8 protein-coding genes and 1 pseudogene are annotated in these 9,009 nt (G+C 62.0%); 5 read left to right on the plus strand and 4 right to left on the minus strand.

Annotated features, from left to right (window positions below):
• Window positions 1-119 precede the first annotated feature (119 nt).
• Both G113_RS07090 and G113_RS07095 read right to left on the minus strand, forming a co-directional pair.
• On the minus strand, window positions 120-995 hold the full coding sequence (locus tag G113_RS07090; RefSeq protein ID WP_005897511.1) for an AraC family transcriptional regulator: 876 nt from the start codon (window positions 993-995) through the stop codon (window positions 120-122).
• Window positions 992-1,483 carry a GNAT family N-acetyltransferase gene (locus G113_RS07095; RefSeq protein WP_005897514.1) on the minus strand — a complete coding sequence of 164 codons (492 nt, stop codon included), beginning with the start codon at window positions 1,481-1,483 and terminating at the stop codon, window positions 992-994. The genes G113_RS07090 and G113_RS07095 overlap by 4 nt, the downstream gene beginning before the upstream one ends.
• A gap of 163 nt (window positions 1,484-1,646) precedes the next feature.
• Between G113_RS07095 and G113_RS07100 the strand changes: the two genes are divergently transcribed.
• Complete coding sequence (locus G113_RS07100) at window positions 1,647-3,092, plus strand: catalase (RefSeq protein WP_005897517.1); 1,446 nt, start codon at window positions 1,647-1,649, stop codon at window positions 3,090-3,092.
• A gap of 345 nt (window positions 3,093-3,437) precedes the next feature.
• Here the strand turns inward: G113_RS07100 and G113_RS07105 are convergent, their stop codons facing one another.
• Window positions 3,438-3,752, minus strand: coding sequence for a DUF1496 domain-containing protein (locus G113_RS07105; RefSeq protein ID WP_005897520.1), 315 nt, complete (start codon window positions 3,750-3,752; stop codon window positions 3,438-3,440).
• Window positions 3,753-3,963: 211 nt separating this feature from the next.
• Between G113_RS07105 and G113_RS07110 the strand changes: the two genes are divergently transcribed.
• Window positions 3,964-4,914 (plus strand): hypothetical protein, encoded by a 951-nt coding sequence (locus G113_RS07110; RefSeq protein WP_005897523.1) that lies wholly within the window; start codon window positions 3,964-3,966, stop codon window positions 4,912-4,914.
• Window positions 4,915-4,984: 70 nt separating this feature from the next.
• Window positions 4,985-5,767: a substrate-binding periplasmic protein gene (locus G113_RS07115; protein WP_005897526.1), complete on the plus strand. Its 783-nt coding sequence runs from the start codon at window positions 4,985-4,987 to the stop codon at window positions 5,765-5,767.
• Between the two features lie 63 nt (window positions 5,768-5,830).
• Here G113_RS07115 and G113_RS07120 read toward each other — a convergent pair whose 3' ends face one another.
• Window positions 5,831-6,211: a hypothetical protein gene (locus tag G113_RS07120; protein WP_005897529.1), complete on the minus strand. Its 381-nt coding sequence runs from the start codon at window positions 6,209-6,211 to the stop codon at window positions 5,831-5,833.
• A gap of 184 nt (window positions 6,212-6,395) precedes the next feature.
• Here G113_RS07120 and G113_RS07125 point away from each other — a divergent pair.
• A pseudogene (locus G113_RS07125) lies at window positions 6,396-7,785 on the plus strand (bifunctional NUDIX hydrolase/phosphatase PAP2 family protein).
• Window positions 7,775-8,860: an AI-2E family transporter YdiK gene (gene ydiK / locus G113_RS07130; protein WP_005897534.1), complete on the plus strand. Its 1,086-nt coding sequence runs from the start codon at window positions 7,775-7,777 to the stop codon at window positions 8,858-8,860. The pseudogene G113_RS07125 and the gene ydiK overlap by 11 nt, the downstream one beginning before the upstream one ends.
• Window positions 8,861-9,009 lie beyond the last annotated feature (149 nt).

Raw genomic sequence — 9,009 nt, forward strand, 5'->3', positions numbered from 1 at the left:
TGGTGGGGGACCTTCCGCAAGGATCGCCTGTCAGAACAGGATTGACCGCCCTCGCGAGCCGCCCATGAAAAGAGGAGCCGATATGGCTCCTCTTTTCCTTTCGTCCTGTGCCTGCCCCATCAATCCTGAACGCTGGAGCAGAAGCTGACATCGTCACGCAGGGGGTCATTGCTCGTGCTGTGATAAAGCTCGAAGCAGGGGCCATCGCCAAACGCCAGCCCCGCCGCCACCAGATCGCCGATGTGCTCCTGCCATAGCGGTCCGTACTGGCTGCGATCCGTGATGATGTAGCGGGACTGGGCATAGCGCCCGGCGGGCATCTGCTGGATCTCTATCTCAGCCGACCCGGTCGTCCCCGCCGGTGCCGTCACGCCGATGTCGGTGCGACATAACTCGGGCGCCGTGACTTCCGGGTTGTCATGGTAGATAAAGACCCACTCGGCCTCTGCCAGTCCTCGCGCCGAGGCCCATTGATAAAGGCGCTGGCAGACCGGATCATAGCCCTCGCCATAGGGGCCGGTGACGCGGATATAGGCCAGGGTTCGGCCACTCATCTGCTCGGTTTTCATCCTGAAACTCCTCTCGTTTGACACCTCTTCATCCTGACCGGGGGGCGGGGAAGATGCGTGTCCATCCTTGCGGTCCCCGTGTCCATTCTTGCTCTCTTGCAACCTGTGGGGATAACGGCGCAACTCCCCGGGCGTCATGGCAAACTGCTTGCGAAAGGCCTTGGCGAAGGCCTGGGAGCTGGCAAAGCCGGCCCCCAGAGCGATGCTGGTGACAGGGTCGCTGCCATAGCGCAGCGCCACGGCGGCCCGTTCCAGCCGCAACCTGCGTTGCATCTCCCCCGGGGACTCCCCCGTGACGGCGGTAAAGACCCGGTGAAAATGGTAGCAGGAGAGGCAGGCCAGGGCCGCCACCTCGGTCAGGCTCAGCTCGGGGTTTTGCTCCAGGGCCCGGATGGCGGGTCTGAGCCTGACCTTGTAGTCGATCATGGCAGCCGTACTCGCCCCATGTGCAGGGCATCGACGAAAAGCCCCTGACGAAATGCATAGGCCGGTGAGCAGCCTTCTTGCTCGAAACCGAATTTACGATACAAGGCGATGGCGGCGGCATTGTCGCTGTAGACGGTCAATTCGAGGCGCTGCAGATTGAGCCAGTTATCCGCCAGGTCGACGGCCGCGCCCAGCAGGGCCGACCCCACCCCGCGCCCGGTCCAATCATCGCGCACCCCCATGCCGATTCCCCCCACATGGCGTCGCCTTGGATTAGGCTCGAGCCAGAGCCCCAGATCCCCGACCAGCAAGCCATCCACGATAGCGACCAAGCCATGGCCGGCGCGCTCGCTGAGCCGCTTCTGCCACATGGCCAGGGTGGGATAGGGCAGTTGCAGCGTCCCTCCTTGAGCGCCGGGCATGGCATAGAGGTCGCGCAGGGCCTGGGCATCGCTTGTTTCCGCCTGACGGATCTGGATCTCATACATGGTTTTACTCCTCCCTGATGAGCCCCCATCTTGCCGAAAAACGGCGTCGGTTGCATCCACCATCATGGTCATTTGCAATGCCTATCAAAGGGTTATAAAAGGCCGATTAGCCGCAGTCCGGCGCGTCCCCTAGATTGAGCCCATCATCACAAGGAGATAGCCCATGACCGACAAGACTCTGCACAGCGCCAACGGCGCCCCCGTCGTCGATAACAACAACAGTATGACCGCCGGCCCGCGCGGCCCCGTATTGATGCAAGATATCTGGTTGATGGAGAAACTCGCCCACTTCGACCGCGAGCGCATTCCCGAGCGGGTAGTGCACGCCAAGGGCTCCGGCGCCTATGGCACCTTCACCGTCACCCACGACATCAGCCAATTCAGCAAGGCAGACCTGTTCAACGCCGTCGGCAAGCAGACCCCGGTCTTCCTGCGCTTCTCCACCGTCGCCGGTGAGAAGGGCGCCGCCGATGCCGAACGGGACGTGCGCGGCTTCGCCCTCAAGTTCTATACCGAGCAGGGCAACTGGGATCTGGTGGGCAACAACACCCCGGTCTTCTTCATCCGCGATCCACTGAAATTCCCCGACTTCATCCATACCCAGAAGCGGGATCCGCGCACCAACCTGCGCAGCGCCACCGCCGCCTGGGACTTCTGGTCACGCCATCCGGAATCCCTGCACCAAGTCACCATCTTGTTCAGCGACCGCGGCATTCCCAAGAGCCTGCGCGAGATGAACGGCTACGGCAGTCACACCTTCAGCTTCATCAATGACGCGGGCGAGCGGCACTGGGTCAAGTTCCACTTCAAGAGCGAGCAGGGCCACAGCTTCTACACCGATGAAGAGGCGGCCAATGTCGTCGGTCAGGATAGAGAAACCAGCCAGGCCGATCTGTACAATGCCATCGAGCGGGGCGACTTCCCGCGCTGGAAGGTCTATGTGCAGGTGATGCCGGAGGTCGAGGCCCACACCAGCAAGGTGCACCCGTTCGATCTCACCAAGGTATGGCCCCACAGTGACTACCCCTTGATCCCGGTCGGCATGCTGGAACTGAACCAGAACCCGGACAACTACTTCGCCCACGTGGAGCAGGCCGCGTTCACCCCGGCCAACGTGGTGCCCGGCATCGGTTTTTCGCCGGATCGCATGTTGCAGGGACGGCTCTTCTCCTATGGTGATGCCCAGCGCTACCGCCTTAGCGTCAACCACGGTCTGCTGCCGGTCAACGCCCCGCGCTGTCCGTTCAGCGGCGCCCATCGCGACGGCGCCATGCGCAGCGACAGCAATGGCGGCGCCAGCCCCAACTACCAGCCAAACCGCTTCGGTACCCAGCAGCCGAGCGAGCAGCACGAGCCGGCGCTGAGTCTGGAAGGGGCTGCCTTGCACTACGATTTTCGTGACCATGACAGCGATTACTACAGCCAGCCGGGCAAGCTGTTCCGCATCATGGACGAGGGGCAACGTGCTCGCCTCGCCGCCAACATGGCACGCTCCCTCATCAACGTGGAGGATGACGCCATCGTCGTCGCCCAGCTCCGCCACCTTGAGCAGGCCGACCCCGAGTATGCCAAGCGGGTGGAGCTGGCACTGGCTGCCCTGCGGCGCTAAGCCGCCATGCACTATAACAACGGGGCCTGCTGGCCCCGTTTCAAGCAATGCCCCCAGACAGGCTGGTCAGCCATGCTGGCCCGCCGCGTATCCCCGGGCGGAATGAATAAAAAACGGGAACCCTGGGGTTCCCGTTTCTCATCAATCGGTCTCAATCCCGAACGGACCGCGCTTCGCGCTCTTCCCGTTCCCTGACCAACAGGCGTTTGTACCACCAACTATTGCGACGACGTTGAATATTTGAGGAGCGACGAGCCATAGTCTTGGGTCCCATGCCAATTGTGAGCGAGGGCGCATTATGCGATAGCCATCCGGTCTCTGTCTTTAACTGGATCAAGAAAAGCCTCAGCGGGGAGTCTGAATGCGCTCAATCTGCGCACCGGGCTGCGCCTCGTCACTCGGCTCCTGCGGCAGAGGCCGCCAGGCCAGCGGGCCGTTACTCTCCTGGCTGTTGATGGGGCCGCAGACCAGCCAGGATCCCCCCTGCTGGATGCGGGCACCGAGGGAATATCGCTGATCCGCGAACCAGCAGATCCGCTCTGTCGTGATGTCCAGCGGCAGCAACAGATCCGTGCCCGCCCGGGTTGAATGACGAACTGGCTCGGCCACCGCCACAGTACTCAGGCCCCACAGGGCCAGCATGATGCCGACTGATTTCATAACGACTCCTTGGTTACCCCTTGCAGACGACCAGAGCGGGGGAAAACTTGATTAATAAGTCGCGGGCCAACTGGCATTCCGGAACCAATATGGTAGCCTGCGAGCGCCGCGCCGCCCTGTACAGGAAGTGGCCGCCACAACTCCTGGAAACCTGGCCCTCACTGGGCCGAGATTACCTTAATTATCAAATCGTTATTTGGATTCTCTCCCAATGCGTATTATGACCTTTCTCAAGGCCGCTTGCCTGAGCCTGATGTTATCCGCCTGTGTCGCCCCCCTGCTGATGATGGGTCCCTCCAGCCAGCTGATGTGGGCCCTGCTCAAACCCCTGGTTGGCTTCGATCCCAATGAGGTCAATCTGTTCGAACAGCCTCTCATCAAGGACAGGATGACGGCCCTGCTCGGTCCCAACTACGACACCACCGTCGCCCTGCTCAAGACCGCTGGCGAGCTGCAACAGGAGGGGCCGCTCTTCTATGTGGTATCCCGCTATACCCCGGTGCCTGACATGGCCCAGAAAGCCGGTCTGGTCTGGAACTCGGACACCAATCAGATGGCGGTCAAGCTGCTCAAGGGAGATGTGGTCGAGGTATTTGGCGAACAGCTGGGGCAGGTGACCCCGAGCTGGCCAAGCGAGATGGATGGCTGGCAACATGCCAACACGGATGTCCTCAAAGGGGCCATGACCGGCTCCGCCAGTACGGTGCTCAATGGTGCCGTGCAGGGTGCGAGCAAATCGGTGACAGAGACCGCCAACAAGGCCGTCAGCGATCAGACCAAAGCAGTCACCGACAGCGCCAGCAAGGCGCTCAGCGCTCAGACCAAAGCGGCCACCGACAGCGCCAGCAAGGCGCTCAGCGCTCAGACCAAAGCGGCCACCGACAGCGCCAGCAAGGCGGTCAGCGCTCAGACCAAAACGGCCACCGACAGCGCCAGCCAAGCGGTCAGCAGTCAGACCAAAGCGGCCACCGACAGCGTTAGCCAAGCGCTCAGCAGTCAGACCAAAGCGGCCACCGACAGCGCCAGCAAGGCGCTCAGCGCTCAGACCAACGCGGCCACCGACAGCGCCAGCAAGGCGGTCAGCAATGCAGTGCCGACTCAGGACCCTCAGGCCGCCGCCCGCGCAGCGGCCGAAGCCGAACTGGAAGAGCTGTTGAAATGATTCGCTCTGGCGCTCACCGCCAGAGCATCACTCCTGGGCCTACACTCTTGGACAAGGAACTGATACCGGGATGATGCTCATGGTGCGACTGTTTGTCTCGCTTGGATTGCTGGCCGCCCTGGTCAGTACGCCAGCAACGGCGCTGACCTACTACTCCGAGCAGAATCTGCCCTTCAATGGTGTCGATGAACAAGGACACAGTGGCGGCTTCAGCGTCGAGTTATTGCGCCTGATGTGGCAGGAGTTGGGGCAAGACGAGGCCCAAATCCAGTTCCTGCCATGGTCCCAAGCCTGGTATCTGCTGACCCAGCAGCCCGATGCCGTACTGCTCACCACGGCTCGCACCTTACCCCGTGCGCACCATCTGCAATGGGTCTGCCCCATCAGCCGGTCCCGCATAGTGCTGATGGCCAGGGCCGATCACCTGCCCCAGATCCGCCACAGGGCCGATCTGCTCACGCTCAAGATAGGGGCCATGCAGGCCGATGTGGGCGAACAGTTACTGCTCAATCGTGGTATGCCGCCGACTCAGTTGATGACGGTTCCGCGCATGGATCTGGTAGTGCGCCAGTTGCTGCTGTCTCGCACCGATCTGGTCGCAGGCAACGAAACCATGCTGCGCTACCAGATCCGCCAGCTTGGCTATCCCGCCCAGCAGTTCGTCACAGTGGCGGTTCTGGCCGAGCAGGATAACTGCTTCGCCTTCAATCCCGCCGTGGATCCGGCCGAGGTGGCACTGTTGCAGCAGGCCCTCGACAAGGTGCGTCAGGGCCCGGCTTTTCAGGCCTTGCAGACCCGCTACAAAGAGATGCTGAACCAGACCGCCGATGACGCCCTGCCAAACATAGAGTGAGGCAATCATACGCAATGACGAAGAGGCCACCCTGGGGTGGCCTCTTCGTTGCACCGACACCGGTTATTTGTAGAGGTTGTCCTGCTCGTTATCCTTGCCGACCGCAGATTCGCTGTGCTCGATGGCGGTACGGATAAGATCCACCCCGGCGCGGATGATCAGCACCCCCATGTTGACCAGCTTGACGCAGACCCACATGAAGGTGATGAGCAGTATCAGCTTGAGCACCGTCTGGAATGCCTCCAGGAAGTTCTGCTCCAGCTGACCCGTCAGCCCGTTGGCACTGCTCATCAGCCAGGTGTAGACCTCGCGCACGAAGGGGATGCGACTCGGCATCTCTAACACATCCAGCGCCGCTGGCAGGGCCTGGCAGATGACGATACTGCCGAACAGTACCAAGATGACGCCGAGACCGATGCCGAGATAGAAGCCGAACTGTTTCATAGGAGATCCCAAGGGTTGCTACATGGAGAGTGAGGATAGCTGCCAATAGTAGGCACAGCCGCGCGCCAGAGCAATCTCGGTGGGAGAAACCACCCGCATTCAACGCCGGTTACGCAACGGAAATCGTTGCCCAAGTCACTGATTTCTGTGACGCTTATCCTACTGCCCCTGGAAATGGACTCCTATGCTCAGATACGCTTGCTGCCTGCTACTCACCCTGCTCCTCGCCGCGCCGCTTTGGGCCGAACAATCCAAGCCACGGGGCGCCGTGTGCGTCATCAAGCAGCAAGATAGAGTGTTGTTGGTGCAAGACAGAGTCTCGTCCCGCTACGGCCTCACTGGTGGCTATATCGATGCCGGTGAGACCCCGGTCCAGACGGCCCTGCGCGAGCTGTTCGAGGAGACCGGTCTCGAGGGACGGATCATCGCCTCTCTCGGTCGCTGGCAGTCGGCAGAACTCTTTGCCTGCCAGACCCTGACCCCCATAGTGGCGCAGCTGGGCACGGGGGCGGTCTCCCTGCTGCATGCCCCCAATAAAGATGGAGAGGTGCTCAGTGCGCTGCTGGTGCCCCCCAGTGCCCTGCCCCATGTGCTGAGGCGTTTCCCGGATCAACTCGACTGGCTGCTCCCCCATCTCGCCCAGATCCCCGATAGCGAGGTGCGTTGGCAGACCGACTTCAGTGCTGAGGCCAATGCGCTGCACCGTCAGGAGCTGCCGCTGATACGCCAGCTGCAAACGGCTCTGGGCCCACACAATCTCTGGCTCCAACTTGCCAATCTGAGCGGTTCGGCCCCCTTCCTGCTGTTACTGGTGCCTCTGCTGCTGCCCCTGCTCGGCTGGCACAGAGTCTTGCAGTTGCTGTTTGCCATGCTGTGGCTAAGCCTGCTGGTGCAGCTCACCAAAATAGGCATTGGCTGGCCACGCCCCTTCAACTTTCAGCCTGAACTCGCCCTGCGCGCCGTATCCGGCTTCGGTATGCCGAGCGGCCACTCCGCCACGGCCATGCTCGGTTGGGGGCTACTGCTGCGCTGGGCCTGGCCCAAACACCGCTGGCTGGCATGGGGGCTGAGCCTGCTGCTGGCGAGCGCCACCGGTCTGGCCCGCGTCTGGCTTGGAGTGCATTTTTATCTCGGACGTGGCGGTCGGCCTGCTGCTCGGTCTCTGCCTGCTGCTGCTGCGCCCCTGGCTGCTGCCCCTGGCACAGCGCCAGCTGCCCTGGCTACTCCTCGCCAGCCTGGCCGGTGTCGCTGCCGCCGCACTGCAATCCCCTCCCCTCGCCGCCATCGGCATCGTCAGTCTGACGCTGCTGCTTGGCAGCAGGATCCCGGTCAACCGGGCACGCCGCCGCCCCTGGCTCACCGGCTTTGTCGCACTGGCCGGTTGCCTGCTGCTGGGGCTGCTCAGCGCCAGTCTGCCGTTATTGATCACCAGTTCCCTGTTGATCCTGAGCGGGCAAGGGATACTCTATGGACTCTTGGGACTCTGGTTGAGCCATGGCCTCTGGTGGCTTATCTCCCTGACCGACGACCACAATCGGGGTTCAACCCCACGCAAGGAACACAATGATTATTAAGAAACCGGATCTGGCCAAGCTCACCCTGGGAGTCTTGTTTCTCAGCATCTTGCTCGCGTCCTGCTTCCTGGTGCTGCGCCCCTTCCTGCCTGCGCTGGTGTGGGCCACCATGATCACCATCGCCACCTGGCCGCTGATGCTGATGATGCAGCGTCTGCTGTGGGGGAAACGGGCCCTGGCGGCTTTCGTCATGACCCTGGTGCTGCTGCTGATCTTCGTGATCCCGCTGTTCATGACTCTGGCCAATGTGGCCGAGAAGGCGCCCGTGCTGATCGATCTGGCGACCACCATCAGCAAGTCACCGCCACCCGAGCTACTCTGGCTCAAGCAGATACCACTCGCGGGGGAGAAGCTCTTTGAGCTGTGGCAGCAGATCCTGGCCAGTGGTGGTCAGGTGTTGTTCACCAAATTGACCCCCTATTTCGGCCAGACGGCCCGCTGGCTCGCCTCTCAAGCCGGGAATCTGGGACTCTTGTTTGTCCACTTTCTGCTGACCGTGGGGATCTGCGGCCTGCTCTACCACTCGGGTGAGACTGTCGCACTCGGCATACGCCGCTTCGCCCACCGTCTGGCCGGTGAGCGGGGAGACAACGCCACTGTGCTCGCCTCCCAGGCGATCCGCGCCGTCGCCATGGGGGTGGTGGTAACCGCCCTGGTGCAATCCTCAGTCGCCGGACTCGGCCTGCTCATCGCCGGCATCCCCTACACCATGGTCCTGGTAGTGGTCATGTTCCTGCTGATCGTGGCCCAGATAGGCCCCTTCCCGGTGCTGTTGGCCTGCATCGGCTATCTCTACTGGAGCGGTGATACCACCTGGGGCACCTTCTTGCTGGTCTGGTCACTGTTTGCAGGAACCCTGGACAACTTCCTGCGCCCCTTCCTCATCAAGCGCGGTGCCGACTTGCCGCTGATCCTGATCCTGGTCGGTGTCATCGGCGGCCTGCTGGCGATGGGGATCATCGGCCTGTTCATCGGCCCTGTGGTGCTGGCGGTGGGTTACACCCTGCTCGATGCCTGGATCAAGGAAGGGGATCAGGAGGAGTCCAACGCCCCCTCCTCCGTCAAGATGGAGTGAGCCAGCAACAGCTCGATCGCAAATCGCACCGCCCCCGTGGGCGGTGCGACTTTTTGTGGGCCCGGGGTGGTATCACCAGCCTCTGAGGCAGGTCACTGAATTGGCGGGGCAGCCGTGGTTAAATGGACAGCCTCCATCTTGCCGGATAT

Origin of the sequence: Aeromonas molluscorum 848 (assembly GCF_000388115.1) — a bacterium.
In the GTDB taxonomy this organism is placed as follows: Bacteria; Pseudomonadota; Gammaproteobacteria; order Enterobacterales; family Aeromonadaceae; genus Aeromonas; species Aeromonas molluscorum.